Source organism: Candidatus Thiodiazotropha sp. AKIB8 (assembly GCF_058244675.1).
The window spans coordinates 15511-37123 of record NZ_JBSYOO010000016.1 but is presented as its reverse complement, the minus strand read 5'-3'; the positions used below and the strand labels follow the sequence as shown (position 1 = coordinate 37123).

General features: G+C 49.5%; 22 protein-coding genes, 1 tRNA gene and 1 other RNA gene. 18 read left to right on the top strand and 6 right to left on the bottom strand.

The window, feature by feature from the left end:
* Nucleotides 1-307 precede the first annotated feature (307 nt).
* From AC4IFB_RS03095 to AC4IFB_RS03085, 3 genes are read left to right on the top strand one after another with little or no spacing between them, the layout of a single operon-like run.
* Complete coding sequence (locus AC4IFB_RS03095; protein ID WP_490775521.1) at nucleotides 308-727, top strand: OsmC family protein; 420 nt, start codon at nucleotides 308-310, stop codon at nucleotides 725-727.
* Nucleotides 717-2324, top strand: a complete 1608-nt coding sequence (locus AC4IFB_RS03090; protein WP_490779359.1) for a DUF885 family protein — start codon at nucleotides 717-719, stop codon at nucleotides 2322-2324. Before AC4IFB_RS03095 ends, AC4IFB_RS03090 begins: the two co-directional genes overlap by 11 nt.
* The gene (locus AC4IFB_RS03085; RefSeq protein ID WP_490775523.1) at nucleotides 2311-2718 is read left to right on the top strand and encodes a VOC family protein; all 408 of its coding nucleotides are present in this window, start codon (nucleotides 2311-2313) and stop codon (nucleotides 2716-2718) included. The genes AC4IFB_RS03090 and AC4IFB_RS03085 overlap by 14 nt, the downstream gene beginning before the upstream one ends.
* Before the next feature lie 69 nt (nucleotides 2719-2787).
* Here the strand turns inward: AC4IFB_RS03085 and AC4IFB_RS03080 are convergent, their stop codons facing one another.
* Nucleotides 2788-3372 carry a hypothetical protein gene (locus tag AC4IFB_RS03080; protein ID WP_490775524.1) on the bottom strand — a complete coding sequence of 195 codons (585 nt, stop codon included), beginning with the start codon at nucleotides 3370-3372 and terminating at the stop codon, nucleotides 2788-2790.
* Nucleotides 3373-3775: 403 nt separating this feature from the next.
* Here AC4IFB_RS03080 and AC4IFB_RS03075 point away from each other — a divergent pair, with 403 nt between their 5' ends.
* Nucleotides 3776-5797, top strand: a complete 2022-nt coding sequence (locus AC4IFB_RS03075; RefSeq protein ID WP_490779358.1) for a hypothetical protein — start codon at nucleotides 3776-3778, stop codon at nucleotides 5795-5797.
* A 19-nt stretch (nucleotides 5798-5816) separates the two neighbouring features.
* Here AC4IFB_RS03075 and AC4IFB_RS03070 read toward each other — a convergent pair.
* The 4 genes from AC4IFB_RS03070 to rplM all read right to left on the bottom strand — a co-directional run bounded on the left by AC4IFB_RS03070 (nucleotide 5817) and on the right by rplM (nucleotide 6947).
* Nucleotides 5817-5945, bottom strand: a non-coding RNA gene (locus tag AC4IFB_RS03070) — RtT sRNA.
* A gap of 44 nt (nucleotides 5946-5989) precedes the next feature.
* Nucleotides 5990-6063 (bottom strand) — tRNA-Gln (locus tag AC4IFB_RS03065).
* A 47-nt stretch (nucleotides 6064-6110) separates the two neighbouring features.
* Nucleotides 6111-6500: a 30S ribosomal protein S9 gene (gene rpsI, locus AC4IFB_RS03060; protein WP_490775526.1), complete on the bottom strand. Its 390-nt coding sequence runs from the start codon at nucleotides 6498-6500 to the stop codon at nucleotides 6111-6113.
* An 18-nt stretch (nucleotides 6501-6518) separates the two neighbouring features.
* Nucleotides 6519-6947: a 50S ribosomal protein L13 gene (gene rplM / locus AC4IFB_RS03055; RefSeq protein ID WP_490775527.1), complete on the bottom strand. Its 429-nt coding sequence runs from the start codon at nucleotides 6945-6947 to the stop codon at nucleotides 6519-6521.
* Nucleotides 6948-7369: 422 nt separating this feature from the next.
* On the opposite strand from rplM, the gene AC4IFB_RS03050 reads away from it, so the two are divergent.
* The 14 genes from AC4IFB_RS03050 to ptsP all read left to right on the top strand — a co-directional run bounded on the left by AC4IFB_RS03050 (nucleotide 7370) and on the right by ptsP (nucleotide 19093).
* Entirely contained in the window at nucleotides 7370-8338 is a 969-nt protein-coding gene (locus tag AC4IFB_RS03050; protein ID WP_490779357.1) for a calcium/sodium antiporter, read from the top strand.
* Between the two features lie 175 nt (nucleotides 8339-8513).
* Nucleotides 8514-9479, top strand: coding sequence for a KpsF/GutQ family sugar-phosphate isomerase (locus AC4IFB_RS03045; RefSeq protein ID WP_490779356.1), 966 nt, complete (start codon nucleotides 8514-8516; stop codon nucleotides 9477-9479).
* A gap of 180 nt (nucleotides 9480-9659) precedes the next feature.
* On the top strand, nucleotides 9660-10181 hold the full coding sequence (kdsC, locus tag AC4IFB_RS03040; RefSeq protein WP_490775530.1) for a 3-deoxy-manno-octulosonate-8-phosphatase KdsC: 522 nt from the start codon (nucleotides 9660-9662) through the stop codon (nucleotides 10179-10181).
* A gap of 43 nt (nucleotides 10182-10224) precedes the next feature.
* Nucleotides 10225-10788 (top strand): LPS export ABC transporter periplasmic protein LptC, encoded by a 564-nt coding sequence (lptC, locus tag AC4IFB_RS03035; RefSeq protein ID WP_490775531.1) that lies wholly within the window; start codon nucleotides 10225-10227, stop codon nucleotides 10786-10788.
* Nucleotides 10775-11293 (top strand): lipopolysaccharide transport periplasmic protein LptA, encoded by a 519-nt coding sequence (gene lptA, locus AC4IFB_RS03030; protein ID WP_490775532.1) that lies wholly within the window; start codon nucleotides 10775-10777, stop codon nucleotides 11291-11293. Before lptC ends, lptA begins: the two co-directional genes overlap by 14 nt.
* Entirely contained in the window at nucleotides 11290-12015 is a 726-nt protein-coding gene (lptB, locus tag AC4IFB_RS03025; RefSeq protein ID WP_490775533.1) for an LPS export ABC transporter ATP-binding protein, read from the top strand. Before lptA ends, lptB begins: the two co-directional genes overlap by 4 nt.
* A gap of 207 nt (nucleotides 12016-12222) precedes the next feature.
* The gene (locus AC4IFB_RS03020) at nucleotides 12223-13707 is read left to right on the top strand and encodes an RNA polymerase factor sigma-54 (RefSeq protein ID WP_490779355.1); all 1485 of its coding nucleotides are present in this window, start codon (nucleotides 12223-12225) and stop codon (nucleotides 13705-13707) included.
* A 170-nt stretch (nucleotides 13708-13877) separates the two neighbouring features.
* Complete coding sequence (hpf, locus tag AC4IFB_RS03015; RefSeq protein WP_490775535.1) at nucleotides 13878-14213, top strand: ribosome hibernation-promoting factor, HPF/YfiA family; 336 nt, start codon at nucleotides 13878-13880, stop codon at nucleotides 14211-14213.
* A 20-nt stretch (nucleotides 14214-14233) separates the two neighbouring features.
* The gene (ptsN, locus tag AC4IFB_RS03010) at nucleotides 14234-14704 is read left to right on the top strand and encodes a PTS IIA-like nitrogen regulatory protein PtsN (protein WP_490775536.1); all 471 of its coding nucleotides are present in this window, start codon (nucleotides 14234-14236) and stop codon (nucleotides 14702-14704) included.
* Complete coding sequence (gene hprK / locus AC4IFB_RS03005; RefSeq protein WP_490779354.1) at nucleotides 14704-15639, top strand: HPr(Ser) kinase/phosphatase; 936 nt, start codon at nucleotides 14704-14706, stop codon at nucleotides 15637-15639. The genes ptsN and hprK overlap by 1 nt, the downstream gene beginning before the upstream one ends.
* 184 nt (nucleotides 15640-15823) lie before the next feature.
* The gene (rapZ, locus tag AC4IFB_RS03000) at nucleotides 15824-16690 is read left to right on the top strand and encodes an RNase adapter RapZ (RefSeq protein ID WP_490775538.1); all 867 of its coding nucleotides are present in this window, start codon (nucleotides 15824-15826) and stop codon (nucleotides 16688-16690) included.
* Entirely contained in the window at nucleotides 16687-17085 is a 399-nt protein-coding gene (locus AC4IFB_RS02995; RefSeq protein ID WP_490779353.1) for a PTS sugar transporter subunit IIA, read from the top strand. Before rapZ ends, AC4IFB_RS02995 begins: the two co-directional genes overlap by 4 nt.
* Before the next feature lie 8 nt (nucleotides 17086-17093).
* Nucleotides 17094-17363, top strand: coding sequence for an HPr family phosphocarrier protein (locus AC4IFB_RS02990; protein WP_490775540.1), 270 nt, complete (start codon nucleotides 17094-17096; stop codon nucleotides 17361-17363).
* Complete coding sequence (ptsP, locus tag AC4IFB_RS02985; protein ID WP_490775541.1) at nucleotides 17360-19093, top strand: phosphoenolpyruvate--protein phosphotransferase; 1734 nt, start codon at nucleotides 17360-17362, stop codon at nucleotides 19091-19093. The genes AC4IFB_RS02990 and ptsP overlap by 4 nt, the downstream gene beginning before the upstream one ends.
* A 656-nt stretch (nucleotides 19094-19749) precedes the next feature.
* Here the strand turns inward: ptsP and AC4IFB_RS02980 are convergent.
* Nucleotides 19750-21507 (bottom strand): cytochrome C, encoded by a 1758-nt coding sequence (locus tag AC4IFB_RS02980; RefSeq protein WP_490779352.1) that lies wholly within the window; start codon nucleotides 21505-21507, stop codon nucleotides 19750-19752.
* Between the last annotated feature and the right edge of the window lie 106 nt (nucleotides 21508-21613).

The following is a 21613-nucleotide window of genomic DNA, read 5'->3' as shown; positions in this document are numbered from 1 at the left end:
TCTGAATTAAGGTTGTTTATTTAAGAGATCAGCTTGCAGAGCAATATAGCATTCTGCCCCAGGGCAGCTCTCGATGATCTTCATGGTTGCAAATCTGAGCCCTTGCTTTGGTTTGAAGCCATGTTCAGTTAAAGCGTAGGATCAAGTCAAGCAACTGTTTCAACTTGTCGAATTTACAGCCTTCTGTAGACTCGCCTATATATAGTGTAACAAAAAACAACAAGTCATAAATTCAACGTAATTCATGTTTATCGTTTATTTCTGAATTTTGTGTCAGACCTGAAAGATGAACAAATTGGAGTTAACAATGAAAGCACGGGTCGTATGGGTGGAGGCAGCCACCATGATGGGGGAAGCTGGTAGTGGTCATGGGGTGATTATGGATGGCCCACCTGAACATGGCGGTAGAAATCTGGGCGTCAGACCAATGGAGATGTTACTCCTGGGTATGGGCGGGTGTACTGAGTTTGATGTACTCTCAATGCTGAGAAAGTCCCGCCAGCAAGTGACAGGGTGTGTTGTTGAGCTTGAGGCTCAGCGGTCTGAAGAGGATCCGAAGGTCTTTACAGCCATTCATGCCCACTTTGTTGTTAGCGGCCGGGAGCTGAGTGAAAAACATGTCTCCCGTGCGATCTCATTGAGTGCAGAAAAATACTGCTCTGCCTCTATAATGCTGGGCGCTACAGCTAAAATCACCCATGACTATGAGATTATCAATGAGCAATGATGCCGGTGTATTCGACGAACTGGTTGCCGATTACTATCGCGCCTGGTTCCGCTTTCATCCTTTGGCTGCAGTTTTTGCCTCAGTTTCTGGATACGAAGGTCGACTCAATGCCGATGGTGATGATGACAATGGCGCTTTGGCGAACCTGATCAGTAACCTGCTGGTTAGCCTCAAAGAGCTTGATTCGGAACAGTTGGATGCAGATCGACAGCTCGATCTACAGCTGATCTATGGGGCGGCATTTGTTGAACATCGGATGCTGCTGGAGCAGGATTGGCGTTACCGCGACCCGGCCAGATATCTTCCCTTGAATCAACTTCAGGAGTTGATCGTGCGCCAACCAGATCGTCTCTGTGAGGCGTTGATGGGGGTGTTGGAGCTTACCCCGAACTATCTGCGTGATGCCCGGGGTCGATTGTCAGAGCTGCCTGGGGTGGTATCGACACTCTGGTTGGCCGACGCCCTGGAGACAGCTGAAAAGGGCGAACCCTGGCTAAAAAGGCTGGGACGGGATCTACCGCAAACCCGGGAGTGTTGTGCCGACCAGGGCAGATTACAGACCCTGGCCAGCAAGGCTGCAGAAGCCGTTGGGGATTACAGGAAGAGCCTTGTCAAAGAGCTGGCCCCGGTTGCATCAGGAACGGCAGACTGTGGAGAGGCACTGCTGGGCTGGTTGCTGCGCAACCGCGATCAGATCGATCTTGAGGTTAAGCAAGCACTAGGTTTTGCGCGTAAACGACTTCAAGAGACCTACCAGTCCCTGGAATCACAAGGTTTAAGCGTCACTGACCTGAGAGAGGATAGAGGCGAAATTCTCAGCGGAAATGATCGAATAAAGGCCTATCGCGAAGAAGCAAAAATATTACGGGACTTTCTGCAGCAGCAGCAGCTGTTGCCCGATTCAGAACAGCCACTTGAGTTTCGTGTCACCGATAGCTGTTTCAGGCAGCCGGACTGTGGCAGTTATCTGCGCACCGAGCAGGGGGGGGTGCTCTTGATTCCCCATGATCAGCAGGTTGGGGGAGGCGAGAGCCGGTCAGCGATTCGAATGCGCAACCTCTATGGCAGTTGGGCAGGGCGTCACTATCTGGCCTGGGCTGGGGGCGTACCGGCACATAGCCTAGTGCGTCAGATCAATCCATCAGCCGCTTTCAAACGGGGCTGGGCCCACTATATGAGCCGTCTTTTGGAAGCAAATGATTATTTCGATGAGCAGGATCGTACACTGCTCAATCAGAGAAGGTTGGCGCTGGCGGAACAGGCCTCTGTCGATCTCGAATTTCACTCTGGTCAAATAGACAGTCGCCAGGCACTTGAGCGATTGAAACCATTATCAGATATTCCCTGCTGGGCGGAAGTCAGCCTGACTGCCATCTCCAGACGACCTACAGATGCCTTTATGGCCCTGCTGGGCGCTGATCTGCTTGAGCACCTGTCCAATCAGTATATTCAGGCAAATCCTGGTTCATCCCCACTGACCTTGCATGAGCAGCTCCTCTCTCATGGACCTGTTGCTCTGCCTCTGGTGGTTCAGCGTGCCTGTGGTCAGGAGATCTGGGAGCAGGCCGTGAATGAGGTTATTCATGAAAAGACCTGAAAGTCACATTGGCATGCGCCACGTTGCGCTGAATGTCAGGGATATGGCCAGCAGCGAGCACTTCTATGTTGAATTGCTGGGTATGCAAATTGAGTGGCGACCAGACCCTGATAATCTATATCTGACTTCCGGGCCGGACAATCTGGCGCTGCATAAGATAGCCGTTGAGACATTTGATGAAGCTGCCCAGCGTCTCGACCACATAGGCTTTATGCTCAGTAGCCCAGAGAGCGTTGACGAATGGTATGATTTTCTGACTGAGCAGGGTGTGAAGATGCGCACTTCTCCTCGCACCCATCGGGATGGTGCCAGGAGTTTCTACTGTTTTGATCCAGATGGCGTTACGCTGCAGATGATTTACCATCCGCCAGTGGCGGAGTATGTGGCGAAGTGAGTCGGCTGAAAACGAAGCAGTCGTGATGCCTTTCGACAGGGCTGCTGATGAGCAGCCCTATCTGGGCAGTCAAGCCTGATCTGCCTCTCTCTTATGCCTGAAACCAATTAATCCCAAAAGCCCGCTACCAAAGAGCCAGACAGCAGCAGGGATGGGGACTGGGCTAACATCGATATTGTCGAGGGTTATGCCGCAACTTGTCGCAAATCCACAAGGAATGTCCATCCTCAGCAGTGTGATATCTTGAAACGCGGTATCGAAACTGATGGTTCCGAAATCAGTGGAGTTCAGGAAGGCGCCGCTATCAGCACTGAAGTTCACTCCAGAAGCTGTATTAGCAAAGATCTGTAAGCTGGTGAGATCAAATGCCCCTCCATCGGCGCGGGTAATAAAGGTTGTTTCTGCGGGGACACCCCAAATATTATCGAAACACCATCTATTCGGGCAGACTGTCATGTCTGTGTTGTGCGCTGGGTTTGCAATCTCGACGATATAGCCATCCTGAGAATAGTAGTCGACTCCGGTACCTGGTGACCTGTCGAGGAACGTTCCCGAACTGAAGTCGATAATTGCGGCATGAGTTGTTCCTGCGACTGCGACCAGTCCCAGGATAGCGAGTAGTTGCATCACTGATGCGGTGATTTTTCGACGCATGACCCTCTCCTTATCCATTTCTGATGTTGAGGTGCGACTCACCCAAATTCTGCTACTGATGGATGTGAAGCCGCTGATTCGGCTCAATAGGGGCAGTATTCGGGTTTAGAGTGCAGGTTGGTGAGTTAGTGATCGATAGAATCCCTCCAAGATTTAAGTGTGCTCTTTTTCCAAGAGTTGCTGGTGGTTCGTTACCAAGCCACCAATTTGGAATCTATTGAATGTCTTAGCGGAATACGTTGATCTGGGTCAATGTATTAGGAATTAAATTCTGTTTAAGGGTAATGTTCACAATTGTGAGGTAGGGGCAGCATTTGAGATGTTAATTAAACGGTAACAAAATATAGTTCACCCCTAAGCGCTTTGTTATAGGATGACTCGATAGAGTGAAAAGGAAGATTTAATGGAAGTGTTTTCAGGGATAGTGGTTCGTTCTGGATTTATATTGAATCTGCTATTGCTGTTGAGCGCTTGTGGTGGCAGTAGTGAAAACTCCTATCGAGTTGGTGGTGAGGTCACTGGTCTGACAGCTGATGGCCTCGTGCTTCAAATCAACGGGGGGGATACCCTTCCTGTCGCTGGTGACGGCCGTTTTTCATTTGCCATTGAGCTGGATGACGGTGCGGCCTATGAGGTAACCATCGCCAGCCAACCATCTGGGCAAACCTGCACCGTCAATAACGGCACTGGTACCCTCTCGGGAGCCGAAATAACGAATGTTCAAATCAACTGCACTGTTCAGGCGCTCAGCCTCACTGTTTCAGCGGAAAATACCAAACTACTTCGATTCTTCTGGGATGATGTGGGTGCCAACCACTATCGGCTGCTGAAGAACCCGGACGGGATTTCAGGCTTTAACCAGCAAGGCTCGGATCTCACATCAACCCAGGTTGACGAAGAGATTTCGGTGCACTTGGAAGATTGGCTCAATACTTCCTATTTGATACAGGCCTGCAACGAGGCTGGTCAATGTGTCGATTCTGAATCTATCACTATCAGCTCATTGATGCTCGACACGATTGGATATCTGAAAGGCTATGAAACCAGTTGGGAAGACTATTTTGGAACTTCTGTTGCAGTTTCAGGGGATGGGTTGACACTGGCGGTTGGTGCGCCAGGTGATATCTCACCGGCTACAGGTATCGATGGCGAGTGGAGCTTCACTCCAGACTATAAAATGAGTGCTGGCGCAGTCTATCTGTTTGCTCGCATTGATGGTGGATGGCAGCGTCAGGCCTATATCAAGGCATCAAACACTGATAGGGATGACGACTTCGGGAGAGCAGTATCACTCTCTTACGATGGCAACACACTTGCGGTTGGTGCCCCTGGTGAGAGTTCTGCAGCAACAGGCGTGGATGGCGATCAGCAGGATAACAGTGCCCAAAGTGCTGGGGCTGTCTATCTGTTTACCCGCAATGCTGACATCTGGGGTCAACTGGCCTATCTCAAGGCATCAGATAGCTCAGCCAGCGAAGTTTTTGGTCAGGCACTATCCCTTTCTGCAAGTGGCAATCGACTCAGTGTGGGGGCAGCTGAAAAGGTCTATGTATTCGAGGGAGGGGAAGATGTCTGGCAACAGCGGGCTATTCTCGAATCATCAAACGGCGAGGAAGGTGACTATTTTGGCAGCGCCGTACAACTTTCCGGTGATGGGGTAACCCTGGCTGTAGGGGCTCACTATGAAGCTTCATCGTCAATGGGTGTTGATGGTGAGTCTGACAATAGTGCAGCTCAGTCAGGTGCTGTCTATCTGTTCGTATTGGATGGAGAGAGCTGGACCCAGCAGGCCTACATCAAATCCTCAAATAGTGAAGCCGGGGATCGTTTTGGTCACAGTCTGTCAATTAGTGATGATGGCAATCTGATGGTTGTGGGCGCTTGGGGGGAGGATTCATCCTCAACCGGGATCGGAAGTGATGGATCTGATAATAGTGCTGAATATTCAGGTGCGGCCTACCTGTTTGAGCGTATTAACTCCCAGTGGATTGAGTCAGAATATTTTAAGGCTTCCAATACTGGAAGTGATGACTATTTTGGTCACCAGGTTGCGATATCAGGGGACGGGATGTCTGTAGCAGTTGGTGCCCAATATGAGGGCTCTGTTGCTCGTGGGGTGAATGGGGATCAGGCTGATGACAGTGCACTATCTCAACCTGGGGCTGTATATCAGTTTACCCGGGAAAACCCCCTCTCTTCATGGATTCAAAAGGCCTATGTGAAGGCACCGGATACCTCTCCAGGATGGGAAGAGCCGGTATGTTTCCTGTTTTGCCGGATGGTAAACGATAGATTTGGCGCAAGCCTGAGTATCTCTCATGATGGGAGGACATTGGTTGTCGGTGCACCCGACGAAAATTCAGGCAAAAGCGATGATATGGAGGACACCTCCAGCCCATACTCAGGGGCTCTCTACATCTATTGAGGTGAGCTTAAATAGTTGTTGGCTGGGGATGGAGGATTACTCGGCCTAACGGCCTCGCCCCTGCGGGGTCAGCTGAAGCTGCTCGTCATCGCTTCGCTCTTCCATCGAACCTCTTATCGGTTCAAATCCTCCATCCGGGCAGCTTTGTAGAGAAAATAAAAAAGCCCACACAGGGTGGGCTTAAATAGTTGTTGGCTGGGGATGGAGGATTCGAACCTCCACATACGGAGTCAGAGTCCGTTGTCCTGCCATTAGACGAATCCCCAGTTGCAGACTTGGTGCCAGGCGTCTCCGCCTGCAACGCAAGCCAGACTTAGCGCTTGGAGAATTGAGGGCGCTTACGGGCTTTGTGAAGTCCGACTTTCTTACGCTCAACAGCACGGGCGTCACGGGTCAGGAATCCTGATCTACGCAGTGTGCTGTGCAGTGACTCGTCATAGGCGTCCAGTGCACGGGAGATACCGTGACGGATGGCGCCAGCCTGACCAGTGGTGCCACCACCTCTGACAGTGACTTTGATGTCAACTTTGTCGACAGTCCCTGTAGTTTCCAGCGGTTGGCGAACTACCATGCGGGCAGTTTCGCGACCGAAGTACTCGTCGAGAGGGCGGTTGTTGACGGTAATGTTTCCGTTGCCAGTAGTCATGAAGACTCGAGCAGTGGAACTTTTACGGCGTCCGGTAGTGATATGGGTATCTGCCATGGTCTTAAACTCTTGCCTTTAGATGTCCAGGGGCTGAGGTTGCTGAGCCTGGTGGGTATGCTCGGAACCAGCAAAGACACGCAGCTTTTTAAACATAGAGCGTCCTAACGGGTTTTTCGGCATCATGCCCTTGACTGCATGCTCGATTGCACGTTCTGGTGCCTTCTGAAGCAATTTGTCCAAGCTGATGGATTTCATATTACCGATGTAACCAGTGTGGTGGTGGTACATCTTGTCTGTCATTTTATTACCGGTAACACGGACTTTCTCTGCATTGACAACGACGATATAGTCGCCGGTATCTACATGCGGAGTATATTCCGGTTTGTGCTTGCCACGCAGACGTCGTGCAATTTCAGTGGACAGACGACCAAGGGTCTTGTCTGTTGCATCCACAAGGTACCAATTGCGGCGAACTTCAGCCGGTTTTGCGCTTAATGTAGTCATCCGATGTCGCTCCAATGGAGAACTATTGTGCCTCGAAAAAGACGGCGGATAATACATGAACCCCTGGGATGGCACAAGGACTATTTCACTCCCAGAGGGTAGTTGGGCGGATAATCCTGGAAATCGAGTCGCCAAGCAAAAAAAAAGCGCAACAGGAGATGTTGCGCTTGAATATATACCACCAAAGGAGGAAAACTGGTACATCTGAGTATCAGTATGTAAGAATCATCTAATATTCCGATATGATTGTCAAGTGTTTTCCTCTGGCTTTCTGCTATCATCTCAACCCTTTGACTATTCTCTTAGCGCATCACCTAATAATATGGTGTCAGCGCTACAAAGCTGCGACTGTCCTGGTGATCTTCAAGTAGATATAGATCAGGTGACAGTGTTTATTTAACTCGCTAAAAAATATAATTTTAATGTTGCTGCATAGTTTCTCGATACTTATTGGTCTGGTGGTTTTAGTATGGAGTGCGGATCGCTTTATCAGCGGTGCCGCCGCATTGGCGGACAATCTTGGCGTCTCCCCCATGCTGATCGGCCTGACGGTTGTAGGGTTTGGTACCTCTGCGCCTGAGGTTCTGGTTTCCCTTATGGCGTCGGTAAACGGCAATCCGGGTTTGGCGATCGGTAATGCGGTTGGTTCCAATATTGCCAATATCGGTCTGATTCTTGGTGTTACTGCACTCGTTATCCCTCTCTCTGTTCACTCCAGTGTACTTAAGCGCGAATATCCAATTCTGCTTGCTGTTACGGTGATTTGCATAGTGTTGATGTGGGATGGCAATTTAAGTCAGGTGGATGGATCGATCCTGATCCTGTTGCTGATCTCTGTGTTCGGCTGGATGATCTACACTGCAAAAACAGGAGAAGCAGACCCCATAGCCGGGGAGTACGATGCAGAGATTCCGCACGATGTACCAACAAAAAAGGCGTTGTTTCTTCTGATCGGTGGTTTGGTATTTCTACTGATCAGTTCCCGGATATTGGTGTGGGGTGCGACCAATATAGCTGTGGCGCTCGGCGTCAGCGATGTGGTGATTGGATTGACTATTGTTGCCATCGGCACCAGTCTGCCCGAACTGGCGGCAAGCATTACCAGCGCACTGAAGGGAGAGGACGATATTGCTATCGGCAATGTCATTGGTTCAAACCTATATAATATGCTGGCTGTATTGAGTATTCCTGGTTTGGTCGCGCCGGGTGCTTTTTCGCCGGATTTGCTGAACCGGGATCTTCCGGTAATGTTCGCCTTGACGTTGTTCCTGTTTTTAATGGGCTATGGATTTGGTAAACAGGGCCGTATTAATCGTATTGAAGGTTTGGGGTTGTTGCTCTGTTTCGTCGGTTACCAGGCCTGGCTGTTTTACTCTTTAGTTACTCATTGAGCATAACGTGGATTTGCTGGAAGTGGATCGTAATTACAAGAAAAATCATGATATTTAAACAGGTTATCTCCTCTCATGGCGGGTTTGTCCCCAGACAGGCCGGCATTTTGTGATGGCTCACTAAACAAGACATACTGTTCGGATGAAGAAACCCACACCACCCTCACAGCAAGAAATGACCCAAATGATCGAGTTGGGCCAGGCGGTAATTGAAACCGAGGCTGCGGCGGTCTCAGCGTTGATTCCAAGGTTGGATGGAGGGTTTGCCCAGGCTTGCCACTATCTGCTTAATTGTCGTGGCCGTATTGTCGTGATCGGTATGGGAAAATCTGGTCATATCGGTAACAAACTGGCAGCAACCCTTGCCAGTACGGGTAGCCCGGCATTTTTTGTCCATCCTGGTGAAGCCAGTCATGGGGATTTGGGCATGATCACAGCCGATGATGTGGTTTTGGCGTTATCAAATTCCGGGGAGACAGGAGAGTTACTGGTAATACTTCCCCTGCTGAAGCGATTGGGTGTGCCGTTGATCGCGATGACAGGAAAGCCTCATTCGACCTTGGCAAGAGAGTCTGAGGTTCATATCGATGTCAGTGTTGATAAAGAGGCCTGTCCCCTGGGGCTGGCGCCGACCTCCAGTACTACTGCCGCACTGGTGATGGGCGATGCTTTGGCGGTGGCTCTGCTGCAAGCGCGAGGTTTTACTGCCAAGGATTTTGCTTTGTCCCATCCTGGTGGGTCGCTGGGTAGACGTCTGTTGCTGCATGTTCGAGATATCATGCATAGTGGAGAGGCCCTGCCATCGGTGATGCTTGAGGCTACGCTTCACCAGGCGTTGGAGGTGATGTCTGTGAAGGGGCTGGGCATGACAGCGGTTGTTGATCACGAGGGGCGTCTTGCCGGTGTCTATACGGATGGCGATCTAAGGCGTACGCTCAACCAGCCGATCGATATACACAAAATCAGTGTTGAAGAGGTGATGACAAGGGATTGCAAACGGGTTCCGCCAGAAATGTTGGCGGCTGAGGCGTTACAGTTGATGGATGAAAATAAAATAAACGGCCTGCTGGTGGTGGATGAGGAGCAGCGTCTGATTGGCGCATTCAACATGCACGACCTACTTAGAGCTGGTGTTATGTAGTGTCGTGTTTCAATTGGTCGACAGTTTTAGAGGCCTGAGCAGGCCTCCTCTCGGACAAGACGCTACCCGGCGACCCGTGTTGTTACGCGCCTTGGAAAGGGGGTGTCATGCCTTGCGGCTAGCCATTTAGCGTCACGGTAACATTGTCAAACGATATGAAATACTAGACAGGGGGGCAAAATGCAGGATATTTATAATAAAGCAAAAGCAGTCAAACTCTTGATATTTGATGTTGATGGGGTATTGACGGATGGCGCTCTTTTTTTCGGTGATGATGGTCAAGAGTACAAGTCCTTTAATTCCAGAGATGGACATGGGATGAAAATGTTGCAATTCACCGGTGTGGTGATTGGCATTATCACTGGCCGGACCTCTGAAGTGGTGAGGTTGCGCATGGAAAACCTGGGTATTGAGCATGTCTATCAGGGCAAACTCGAGAAGCTTCCAGCGTATGAAGAGTTGAGAGATAAACTGGGGCTTACTGATGAGCAGGTCGCTTACGTCGGGGATGATGTTGTGGATCTTCCTATCATGCGTCGAGTCGGGCTTGCCATCGCCGTTCAGGATGCGCACCCCTTTGTGGTTCAACACGCCCACTGGCAAACGCCTCATGGCGGTGGACATGGGGCTGGCAGGGATGTTTGTGAGATGATCATGGAAGCGCAAGGAACCTTGCAAGCCAGTTTGGATCACTATCTTTGAAGCATGAGTTCGCAGTTGATTATGGATATGTGGGAAGTCTAGCTTGAACAGACGCCTGCTTGGTCTCTCCTTGATGCTCGCCCTGGTGCTGAGTTTAGCCTGGTGGGTGAATGAACTGACGCGCCCTGAGATGCAGAAACGACAGGTAGCTAGGGATATCCCTGATTCCTATGCCGTGGACCTACGCGTAAAACAGTACAATGAGGATGGGGAGCTTCTGCAAACATTACAAACCCCTAAAATGTTACATTATGAGAAGCGTGGTATTACCGAGCTGTTAAAGCCAGTGGTATGGCGTTTCCGAGCCGATACGCCGCCATGGAGGATGCAGGCAGAACAGGGTGTGGCAGACCATCAGCAAGAGACACTCTATCTTCCGGGCAGAGTGATCATCGAGCGTGAAGGAAAGGGTGATTTCGCACCTTATCTGATTGAGACCGAAGATCTGACTTTTAAATCAAAAGACTCATATGCATCAACGGCTGAGGCGGTCGAAATTCAGAGTGGTCAGCAGCGAATATCAGCAGTCGGCATGCAGGCATGGCTGACTGAGCCATCTCGCTTGAAGTTATTACATCAGGTACGAGGCTACTATGAGTTCGAGTAAGGGCATTCTGTCAATCCTGGTATATGGCCTTGTCTGTTTTGGCGCAATGCCGATTATGGCCTTGGAGAGTGATCGGGATCAGCCAATGCAGCTTGAGGCGGACAGTCTAGCCATTGATGAGTCGACAGGTATCAGCCTCTATGAGGGGAATGTGACGATTACCCAGGGTAGTATGAAGTTGTGGGCTGAGCGCCTCTGGGTTCATCGTCGGCAGGGAAAGACGGAGCGGATCATCAGTGAAGGTGAACCGACTAGATTCAGTCAGCTGCCGGAAGTCGATGGGGTAGAGGTGCATGGTCAGGCGCGAAGGATGGAAATTCATGTTGATCGTGATGAAATGGTATTGATTGACAATGCTCTGCTTGAGCAGGGCGGTAACAGTTTTCGAAATGACCGGATTGTTTACAATCGAACCAGTGCCCAGGTGAAGGCGGGTAGCAGTGCTCAGGGTAAAGAGCGGGTTCAAGTCGTAATTGAACCCCAGACCAAGAGCGATGCACCGTGAGCCAGTTGCGGGCTGATGCACTTGAGAAGCAGTACCATAAGCGTAAAGTGGTCGATGGTGTTTCGCTCAATCTGAATAGCGGTGAGGTTGTTGGGCTGTTAGGGCCAAATGGTGCCGGAAAGACCACCAGTTTCTACATGATCGTGGGCCTTGTTCAGGCTGATCAGGGTAGAATCTACCTGGATGGAGAGGAGCTTACTGATCTTGCAATGCATAAGCGCGCCAGCATGGGTATTGGTTATCTGGCCCAGGAGCCCTCTGTTTTCAGGCGGCTCAATACTGCGCAGAATATATTGGCGATACTTGAAAATCGAAAGGATCTGGACGCGCAAGCAAGAAGAGCGCATTGTGACCGGCTTTTGGAAGAGTTCGGTATCGAACATTTGAGAGAGAGTATGGCTATGAGCCTCTCAGGTGGAGAGCGACGCCGCCTGGAGATTGCCCGTGCGCTTTCAATGGAGCCCGCATTCATTTTATTGGATGAGCCATTTGCAGGTGTCGACCCAATTGCGGTTATCGATATTAAAAGAATCATTCAACATCTTAGAGAATTAAAGATTGGGGTGTTGATTACCGACCATAATGTTAGAGAGACTCTTGATATTTGTGATAGAGCCTACATCATTAATACTGGTAAGGTATTGGCGGAAGGAACCACCGAGGAGATCCTCGATAACCAGGAGGTACGTAGTGTTTATCTGGGCGAAAATTTTACTATGTAAGGCTATGTTTATGTTTTTTCATGGATTATGTGATTTAAGAGTAGAGATGATGACTACTCGTCAGCTGACAAAATGAAGGTTAAAGTATGAGGCAGAATTATATTCAAACGAAACAAATACCAAGAATTATTCCGTGAACGGCATTTATTAGCTAGAATGAATATAAAGACATACAAATAACATACCAGGTTTAAAGATATCTCTGCTATGAAGCAGGCTCTACAGCTCCGGCTCGGACAACATTTAACAATGACACCTCAGTTGCAGCAGGCAATACGCCTGTTGCAATTGTCTGCGCTCGACCTGAGTCAGGAGGTGCAGGAGGTTCTTGAAACAAACCCCATGCTGGAGGGTGAAGAGGAGTTTAGTCAGCAGACTCAAAAAGAAGAAGCTAGTCAAGAGAGCTCTGATCAGAGTTCAGACAATAAAGAGTCTTTGAGCTCCAACGATATCAACAACGAGCGGGAAATTCAGACCGACAGTAGCCAGATCACAGAAGACCTGCCCGTTGATAGTGAATGGGCTGACGTATACGACAGTTATCTTCCCCCATCGAGCAGTGGTAGTGAATCTGCAGACAATGACTATCTGGTTCAGCGCAGTGGCGCGATCACTTTGCATGACCACCTGGTCTGGCAGATGACACTGACCCCATTCACTGAGCAGGATGTTCTGATTGCCACTAACCTCATCGACAGTATTGATGAGGATGGATATTTCAAAGGTGATCTCCAGGAGATCCTGGTTTCCCTGAATGATGAGGAGATGACTCTGGAGGATGTAGAGGCAGTACTTCATCGTATCCAGGCTTTCGACCCTCCGGGGGTTGGTGCTCAGGGTGCTCAGGACTGCCTTCTAATTCAACTTCGGCAACTTCCTGAAAAAACACCCTATTTGGATTTGGCGATCAGACTCTGTCGCGACCATTTCAACTTGCTCTCTGCGCAGGATCAGAATCAGATCATGCGACGAATGAAGGTTGATCAGGACGACCTGATGGCTATCATGCAGTTGATCAGGACGCTCAATCCTCACCCTGGCACAGCGATCGCCAAAAGCGAGCCTCAGTATGTGATTCCTGATGTATTCGTCAGCAAGCGCAATAATCGCTGGGTTGTGGAGCTAAATGGTGAGGTTACGCCTAAACTAAGGGTAAACAACGACTATGCCAGTCTGATCAAGCGTGCGGATCAGAGTGATGACAATACTTTCCTGAAAAACCACCTGCAGGAAGCGCGTTGGTTCATCAAAAGCCTGATGAGTCGAAATGAGACTATTCTGCGTGTGGCGAGTAAGATTGTTGAATATCAGCGGGGCTTTTTTGAACATGGCGAAGAGGCTATGAAGCCACTGGTTTTACGGGATATCGCTGAGGCTCTGGAGATGCACGAGTCGACCATATCCAGGGTGACAACCCAGAAGTATATGCATACCCCCAGGGGTACGCTGGAGTTTAAATATTTCTTCTCCAGCCATGTGAACACAAGTGCAGGGGGTGAGTGCTCCTCCACTGCTATACGTGCGCTGATAAAAAAATTGATTGCTGCAGAGAATACAAACAAACCTCTCAGCGATAACAAAATCGCCGCCATATTGTCGGAACAGGGTATAAAAGTGGCCCGCCGAACGGTGGCAAAATACCGCGAGTCGATGAGTATCCCACCATCGAACGAGCGTAAGCGACTGATGTAGGTGAAGTGAATTATCGGAGTGGCTATCATATCATGCTTGATATGCTTACTGAACCGGAGCGGTTTCAGATAAAAGTGGATTCATGAATGAGTTGCTGTAAAAATGCCCCGGCGTTACTTCACCGCCTCAGTTAGAGTGATGAGCCAACTCATCTAAGACAGGAGAAAATTATGCAGATAAGCGTTACCGGTCATCATGTGGAAGTTACCGATGCCTTGAAAAGCTATGTAGATAATAAGTTCGAACGTCTTGAGAGGCATTTTGATAATGTAATCAATGTACATGTCATCTTGAGCGTAGAGAAGCTGAGGCAAAAGGCAGAGGCCACCATGCAAGTGAACGGTGCCAGCGTATTCGCTGATGCAGTACAGGAAGATATGTATGCGGCCATTGATGGGCTTACCGATAAGCTGGATAGGCAAGTCATAAAGCATAAAGAAAAGATGCAGAGTCACCGTGCCGGTAGTGGCGCGAAGTACGCTGTAAGTAGCAGTAGTTCAGAATAGATAAAACTGGCGAGGTCTCCATGTTTCCCGACGGATTTCTGCTTGAGGAACGGATCGGCTGCAGTGTGGAGGCAGCCAGTAAAAAACGTGTCCTGGAGCAGCTTGGCCAAAGATTGGCCAATTCTGCTCCTGGTCTCACACAGGATACTGTGTTTGATGCATTGCTTGAGCGTGAACGTTTAGGCAGCACCGGACTGGGCAAAGGAATAGCGCTACCCCATGCGCGAATGTCACAGATAACACAATCCACCGCAGCATTTATTCAGCTGCCTTCAGGGGTCGATTTTGATGCGATCGACAGCCAACCGGTGGATCTTGCCTTTGCCATGCTGGTTCCTGAGGAGGCAACTGAAGCCCATCTGCAACTACTGGCAAAATTGGCCAGGATGTTTGATGACCCTCCATTCTGCTCGGCACTGCGTGAAGCGGAAACAACGCAGCAACTGTTTCAGTTAATCCGGCAGCGAGAAGCGGCGATAACGTCAGTTTAATGCCCACCAACTACACCATTCGCGATCTTTTCGACGAATTTGCCAGCGAACTTTCACTGAGCTGGAATGGTGATGGTGATGAAAAAACAATAGAGTTGGACAGTGAGTCGCCCCACGGTCAACAACCTGTGGGACCACTGAATCTGATTCGACCCAATCAAATTCAAGTGATTGGTCCTCCTGAGCAGAAACATCTACAGAGCAGCGGTGAAGAAAAATACCGGGAATCTCTGAGGGCGCTTTTTACCACCTCTCCTCTGGCGCTGATATTTACTGATGGTCTAAAGCCTCAACAGAGCTGCTTTGAATTGGCAGAAAAGAACAGAACTGCACTCATGTTCACCCCGAAAGGTGACAACTATGTAATCCATCGACTGCTGGAGAAATTCAGTCTTCCAGTGGGTGAGACGCTGTTGTTACATGGGGTCTACATGGAAGTTTTAGGTAAGGGTGTACTGCTTAGTGGAGATCCGGCAATCGGAAAAAGTGAGCTGGCCCTGGCTCTGATTTCGCGGGGGCATCGTCTTGTGGCTGATGATGCAACAGAGTTTTATAAAACCGGCGGTAAGACCTTGAGCGGTCGCTGTCCCAAGGTACTGCAGGACTTCCTCGAAGTTCGTGGATTGGGGCTGATTAATGTGCGTGCGATCTTTGGTAACAGTGCTATAAAGCCAGAGAAGCAGCTACACTTAATAATCGATTTGCTGCACTTTGATGATAAAAAATTAGATGACATGGATCGCCTGGAAGGTTGTCATTCCCATCGAACATTGCTGGGAGTTGAGGTGCCGCAGACGAGCCTGCCTGTTGCAGCAGGTAGAAATCTGGCAATCCTGGTGGAGACGGCTGTACGACAACATCTGCTGAAGATGGATGGGTACAACGCGACCGAGGATTTTATCGAACGTCAGAAAAACTATATAGATCAGGCTTAGCCTACTCTCATTGATGTGTGCAGGATGAATATGCTGAGGGTAAACTCAGCTGGGCAAGGTATCCCTATCTGCTTTGTCGATATTCCTGTTAACTTGTTTACAAAAAAGGTAATTACCTCCTACGATCTGGCGATGTTACCGAGCTGGATTCGGGTAAAACACTAGTTTCAAGAGTCTGAACAGAATGGCAAATGAGATAAAACTTCAGATTGTTACAGGGCTCTCCGGCTCAGGAAAGACCATTGCTCTGCATACCCTGGAGGATATGGGGTACTACTGCATTGATAATCTTCCGGTCTCGCTTTTGGTTTCAGTATCCGATTATTTGAACGGTGAACCTGAGGAGATCTTCAATAAAACTGCAGTAGGTATTGATGCACGCAGCCAACCAAGTCAGATCTCAAGTCTGCCGGCAGTGGTGGAGAACATTCGTCAGCGTGGTATTAATTGCAATATGTTGTTTCTCGATGCCCAGCTGGATACGTTGATCAAGCGTTTTAGCGAGACCCGGCGTAAACATCCCTTGAGCAACCAGCAACGCTCCCTCAGTGAGGCGATTCAACATGAGCGAGAACTTCTGCAGCCGTTGAGTGAAGCGGCGAATCTCAGAATAGATACCACTCACAGTAACGTACATGAGTTACGAGACTTGGTTCGTAATAGAATCGATGGTGAGAATGGGCAGGTTTCAATTCTGTTTGAGTCCTTCGGATTCAAGCACGGGCTGCCTCGAGATGTGGACTATTTGTTCGATGTGCGGTGTTTACCCAACCCCTATTGGCAGACTGAATTACGTACCTTTACCGGATTGGATCAGCCTGTTGCTGAATATCTTAATGCTCAGAATGAGACCAACCTCATGGTGTCAGACCTGATCAGCTTTCTATCCCGTTGGATTCCCGCTTTCGAAGCAGATGGGCGCAGCTATTTAACCATCGCTATCGGTTGTACAGGTGGGCAACATCGTTCTGTGTATGTTGTTGAACAGTTATATCGACATTTTAAGGATGCAGGTTTGCAAGTCATGTCTCGCCATCGTGAGTTGTCATGAGCATTGGGTTGTTATTGATAACCCATTCTCAAATTGGTGATGCTCTGCTTGAGACAGCAAATAAGATGTTCAATGGTGCGCTGTTGTCTGTTGAAACATTAACTGTGTCGATTGACTGCAATCCTGATCAAATTAAAACTCAGGCCCGTAAAGCAGTGGATAGTCTTGATGAAGGGGATGGCGTGTTGGTGTTTACCGATATGTATGGCTCCACACCCAGCAATATTGCTTATAGTCTGGCTGAGTCAGATCGAGTGAACGTGGTATCAGGGCTTAATCTGCCGATGTTGATTCGTACGCTCAATTATCAGGATCTCGACCTTAAATCACTAACGGAAAAAGCCGTCAGTGGTGGCAGGGATGGGATTCATTGCTGTAAAAGCCCACTAAAATAGTATTAATCATGCTTGAAAAAGAGATAGAAATAGTAAACAAACTTGGATTGCATGCCCGTGCTGCAGCAAAGCTAGTCAGCTGCGCCAATGGTTACGACAGTAACGTATTTTTGAACCGAAATGGTCAACGGGTTAATGGTAAAAGCATTATGGGTGTGATGATGCTTGCAGCAAATAAAGGCTCTGTATTGAAGCTCGAAATCGATGGCAACGATGAACAGCAGGCGATGGAGGCATTAATAGTTCTCATCAACAATAAGTTTGGGGAGGAACAATGACGCTCTCCTGTCAGGGCATCGGTATCAAGACGACCCGCGAGGTCGCAATTGGTGATGCCTACCTTTTACAGCAAGGCGTACCGGAGATCACTCATCGAGAGATTACCAGGGATCGGATTAATGCCGAGGTAGAGCGTTTTGAAACGGCCTTGCTGACCACCACCAGTCATTTACGTTCAGTACGCAACCTGATCCCTGAGGATACTGCCCAGGATATCAGCGAGTTTATTGATACTCATCTGTTGATGCTGGAGGACAATGCCATCAGTCAGGCAACTATAAGCCTGATCCAGGAGAAGTTATACACCGCTGAGTGGGCATTGCAGGTACGGCGAGATGAGCTGGTTAGGGTCTTCGATGAGATGGACGACCCCTATCTGCGTACCCGCAAAGATGATGTGAATCATGTTGTGGGGCACGTGCAATTTGTTTTGGCCGGTGGAGAACCTGAACAGAGGGGTGATCTCAAAGGGCGGGTCATCGTGGCACGGGATCTGACCCCTGCTGAAACTATCATGATGAAAAATCAGGGGGTTGCCGCATTTATCACCGAGTATGGTGGGCCGCTCTCCCACACCGCAATCCTGGCACGCAGTCTGGGTATTCCTGCTGTAGTGGGTATTCACCAGGCAACCGTTCTGTTTCGACAGGGAGAGCCGCTGGTTGTTGATGGCGCACAGGGTGTTGTGCTGGCTGATCCTACCGAACGAATCCTGGATTACTACCGGCAGCGAATAGAGACCCGCCGAAGAAGAGAGGTAGAGCTTCGCCAGCAGGTAGACCTGCCTGCTCTGACTACAGACGGCGATCAGATATTTCTCTATGCCAATATTGAGCTTCCAGAAGACATCGGCATAACGATGGAAAACCGAGCAGATGGGGTGGGTCTGTTCCGCACTGAATTTCTCTATATGAATCGTAGCGAACCCCCGACTGAAGCTGAGCAGTTGGATGTCTATATCGCTGCTGTAAGAGGATTGGGCGGTATTCCGCTCACGATACGTACACTCGACCTGGGGGTGGACAAGACCACGGGCGCAATCGCCGAATCGAGTTGCATGCCATCCATCAACCCAGCACTGGGGCTGCGGGCGATCAGGCTCTGCCTGAAGGAGCCTGAACTGTTTGTGCCACAGCTGAGAGCTATTCTCCGCGCATCTGCAGAGGGGCCGGTTCGACTGATGATACCGATGCTCTCTGGGATTAAAGAGTTAAAGCAGGTTTTGGATATCATCGACAAAACCAAGCATGAGCTGACTGAAGAGGGAATCCCTTTCGATTCTGAGATTCCTGTCGGCGGTATGATAGAGGTTCCGGCTGCTGCGATTATAGCGGATCGTTTTGCCCAATTACTCGACTTTCTCTCGATAGGTACTAACGATCTGATTCAATACACCCTTGCGGTGGACAGAATGGATGAAGAGGTCAATTTTCTTTTCGATCCGCTGCACCCGGCTGTGCTGTCACTGATTCAAAATACCATTGATGCAGCTCGTCAGGCAGATATACCAGTCAGTATGTGTGGCGAGATGGCAGGTGATCCGCGTTATGTAAGGTTATTGATCGGGATGGGGTTACGCGAACTCAGCATGCAGCCCAGTGCCCTGCTTGAGAGCAGAGAGTTGATCCGCCAGAGTAACCTGACAGATCTCAAGCAGAGAACTGATCTCTTTTTTGAGCAGCTGGGTGAGAGTGATGATGAGCAGCTGTTCGATAAGCTGTTTGTATAATAAAAAGCGCTCATAAGATGATATTTAGCTGCACATGAAACTCATCTAATTAGTTTTCAAGCGTTGATAATTGTTTATCTATTACCAGCAACTAATCGCAAGATATAGCCAACCCTACTACCTATCACAATGAGAGAGTCAGATACCATCTCTCCCTTACCTTCCGTAGGGTGGGGCCATGCCCCACCATATATGGTGGGAAATAGTGATAAGTTGCAGAGAAGTTCATTCAAGATCCAGAGTGATCATCCACTATTTGTCTACTTCTAACCTATTTGGTGGGGCATGGCCCCACCCTACGGTACAAACATAATAAGTCCGTAGCCTGGATGAAGTGCAACGGAATCCTGGGGAACAGCGCACCAACCATCCCGGATTCCGCTGTGCTCCATCCAGGCTACCTGGGTATCCATGGCATGTTGAACATCCGGGCACAGTTCGATAGCTCAAGATTTTATGAAATACCGAAACTCGCCACCTTATAAACCAAGGTTATCGACAAAATCCATTTTAGAGTTGCAATGGAACAGGGTATCTACGGTATAGGTATCACCTTTGTGCGGTTGGGTGAGAGTGATGATGAGCAGCTGTTTGGATTATAAATTGTCTTCTGCAGGAGTATCTGAATCAGAGCTCGACAGACTCTACGATGCCTATCAGTCATCATCTTCCTCGGGGTATTCATGGCATAAGGTGCAACTCACTTGCGTACCTTTCGCCACGAAGATGGTTCTCTCTCCATCATCGTCCCGCAGGTAGTTTCTGTCATCAGCAGCTTGGGATAACACGGTACCTTGCAGGTTAACGCCATGGCAACTTTGGCAACTGCTGGGGTTATCTTTGTAAAAGTCTTCATGATCAAGGTTCCAGCCTCGGCTATTGACGTTATGCATGCCATGGGGGCCGGACGTGGTCAGAGGCAGGCTGGTATGGCAAGTGCTGCAATCACTGATTGTGCCGACATGTCCCTGGAGTTGTATCGATGCCAGGTTGTCATTGGAAGCCTCATTGGCATTCGGCCAGATGGCATGGGTTGAGCCATGACAGCCTTCGCAGGCAACACCGCCATGACCGAGACTGTTGCGATAGAGCGTCAAATCGTTTTCTGCGAAGCGTTTGTTGGTCGCGATTCGGGGTGTTGCTGTGTCGATGTTGTCTTCCCAGGCCTGGCTCAGTCTCAGGCTGGTACCAAGATGACTGGTTGCATCACCGGTATGGCAGGATTCGCAGCGAGGCTCGTCAAGCCAAGGTGTTCTTGTCTCCTGGCCTACGGCAAGCATACTCCCATGACAATCGGCACATTCGATACCTGCACCACCCATAGCGCCACGAAGGCATTGGGTAACTTTTCCTGGGTGGCACTGGTAGCAGGTCTCTTCCAGGTCGCCATTGCTGGGGAAGATCGGTTCTCCGCTCGTTTCATCAGTCAGCTGACCATGATGCCTGTGCATGACTTCTGACATGGTGTCATTTCCGAGTTGGCTGCCGGCAGGTCCAGAACCACTTAAATCCAAGGCAGCAGAGTAGTGGCATGCGGCACAAAGTACGGGTTTGCTTGCTACCAGGTTGGTAGCGTGTTCCGCATCATGCAGTAGCAGTATGTTCTCTTTTGCGGCCTGCAATACGGCATTGGAATCATTGATGTCGTCCGGGATCAGGTAGGGGATTTCGCTGGAGATGGGTGCCGCAATCTCACCTGCTGCATGACAGTTCTGGCAATCTGCCTCTGAGGCGACGGGTAAGACGACATCAAGCGTGGCAAGGGCGGTTTCGCTACCCACTTGCTGGGCAGTGACTCTCATCAAAGGATAGGCGTTGGGTTGTCCGTTGTCGTCGACCGGCAGAATTGGAATACCCTCAGCAGAGAACCAGCCTTTGGATCTGTTGAATTCGTTGAACAGCTGGGGATCATTGGCGCTGTATGGGTTGAGAATGCCAGGCATGTTTTGGCCAAATACCAAGCCCTCGTCCGGCACTGGGTTATCTCCGAACAGATCGAAGACATAGCTATTACCCGAATTTGGGTTAATGCTCCAAAAGTTGGTTTTATTGACACTGCCGGCCAGGTTCTGGCTGGTAGTGTTGATCGAGCCGCTCGGATCAGATGTAGCGAGATAGCTGACTTCGACGCTATTGTCATCAAGCAGTTTCGGAGGATTACCCCGTTCAATCACCTGGCTGTGTATGACATTGAAGGGGGGCAGGATGACGAATGTCGAATAGTCGAGATCCGCACAGTGCATACCCAGGTCATTAAAGGCCAGAACGCGATGGCTGCCGCTGACTTCAGTTACGCCTGGACCGCTGTTGTCATCATCATCGTCATCACTGTCGTCGTCTCCACCGCCTCCACCACAGGCAAAGAGTGAGAGACTTAGTGTTAACAGGGTTATCCAGCTATGCTTTCCATTCATGCCATCACTCCCTTTGTAGAGGCAGATGATCCAGTGTTGGTTTGTATGGGAATTATATCCCATATTTAGAATAATTGTCTTGCTGGGTGCTTTTTATTGATTCTCA

What these genes read in the sequence shown, in the direction of transcription:
- ptsN (WP_490775536.1), top strand. Translation starts at nt 14,234, where the DNA reads ATGTTTCCCGACGGATTTCTGCTTGAGGAACGGATCGGCTGCAGTGTG.
- rplM (WP_490775527.1), bottom strand. Translation starts at nt 6,947, where the DNA reads ATGACTACATTAAGCGCAAAACCGGCTGAAGTTCGCCGCAATTGGTAC.
- AC4IFB_RS03050 (WP_490779357.1), top strand. Translation starts at nt 7,370, where the DNA reads ATGTTGCTGCATAGTTTCTCGATACTTATTGGTCTGGTGGTTTTAGTA.
- AC4IFB_RS03020 (WP_490779355.1), top strand. Translation starts at nt 12,223, where the DNA reads ATGAAGCAGGCTCTACAGCTCCGGCTCGGACAACATTTAACAATGACA.
- rpsI (WP_490775526.1), bottom strand. Translation starts at nt 6,500, where the DNA reads ATGGCAGATACCCATATCACTACCGGACGCCGTAAAAGTTCCACTGCT.
- AC4IFB_RS03085 (WP_490775523.1), top strand. Translation starts at nt 2,311, where the DNA reads ATGAAAAGACCTGAAAGTCACATTGGCATGCGCCACGTTGCGCTGAAT.
- hpf (WP_490775535.1), top strand. Translation starts at nt 13,878, where the DNA reads ATGCAGATAAGCGTTACCGGTCATCATGTGGAAGTTACCGATGCCTTG.
- rapZ (WP_490775538.1), top strand. Translation starts at nt 15,824, where the DNA reads ATGGCAAATGAGATAAAACTTCAGATTGTTACAGGGCTCTCCGGCTCA.
- AC4IFB_RS02980 (WP_490779352.1), bottom strand. Translation starts at nt 21,507, where the DNA reads ATGAATGGAAAGCATAGCTGGATAACCCTGTTAACACTAAGTCTCTCA.
- AC4IFB_RS02995 (WP_490779353.1), top strand. Translation starts at nt 16,687, where the DNA reads ATGAGCATTGGGTTGTTATTGATAACCCATTCTCAAATTGGTGATGCT.
- kdsC (WP_490775530.1), top strand. Translation starts at nt 9,660, where the DNA reads ATGCAGGATATTTATAATAAAGCAAAAGCAGTCAAACTCTTGATATTT.
- hprK (WP_490779354.1), top strand. Translation starts at nt 14,704, where the DNA reads ATGCCCACCAACTACACCATTCGCGATCTTTTCGACGAATTTGCCAGC.
- ptsP (WP_490775541.1), top strand. Translation starts at nt 17,360, where the DNA reads ATGACGCTCTCCTGTCAGGGCATCGGTATCAAGACGACCCGCGAGGTC.
- AC4IFB_RS03080 (WP_490775524.1), bottom strand. Translation starts at nt 3,372, where the DNA reads ATGCGTCGAAAAATCACCGCATCAGTGATGCAACTACTCGCTATCCTG.
- AC4IFB_RS03090 (WP_490779359.1), top strand. Translation starts at nt 717, where the DNA reads ATGAGCAATGATGCCGGTGTATTCGACGAACTGGTTGCCGATTACTAT.
- AC4IFB_RS03095 (WP_490775521.1), top strand. Translation starts at nt 308, where the DNA reads ATGAAAGCACGGGTCGTATGGGTGGAGGCAGCCACCATGATGGGGGAA.
- AC4IFB_RS03045 (WP_490779356.1), top strand. Translation starts at nt 8,514, where the DNA reads ATGACCCAAATGATCGAGTTGGGCCAGGCGGTAATTGAAACCGAGGCT.
- AC4IFB_RS03075 (WP_490779358.1), top strand. Translation starts at nt 3,776, where the DNA reads ATGGAAGTGTTTTCAGGGATAGTGGTTCGTTCTGGATTTATATTGAAT.
- lptA (WP_490775532.1), top strand. Translation starts at nt 10,775, where the DNA reads ATGAGTTCGAGTAAGGGCATTCTGTCAATCCTGGTATATGGCCTTGTC.
- AC4IFB_RS02990 (WP_490775540.1), top strand. Translation starts at nt 17,094, where the DNA reads ATGCTTGAAAAAGAGATAGAAATAGTAAACAAACTTGGATTGCATGCC.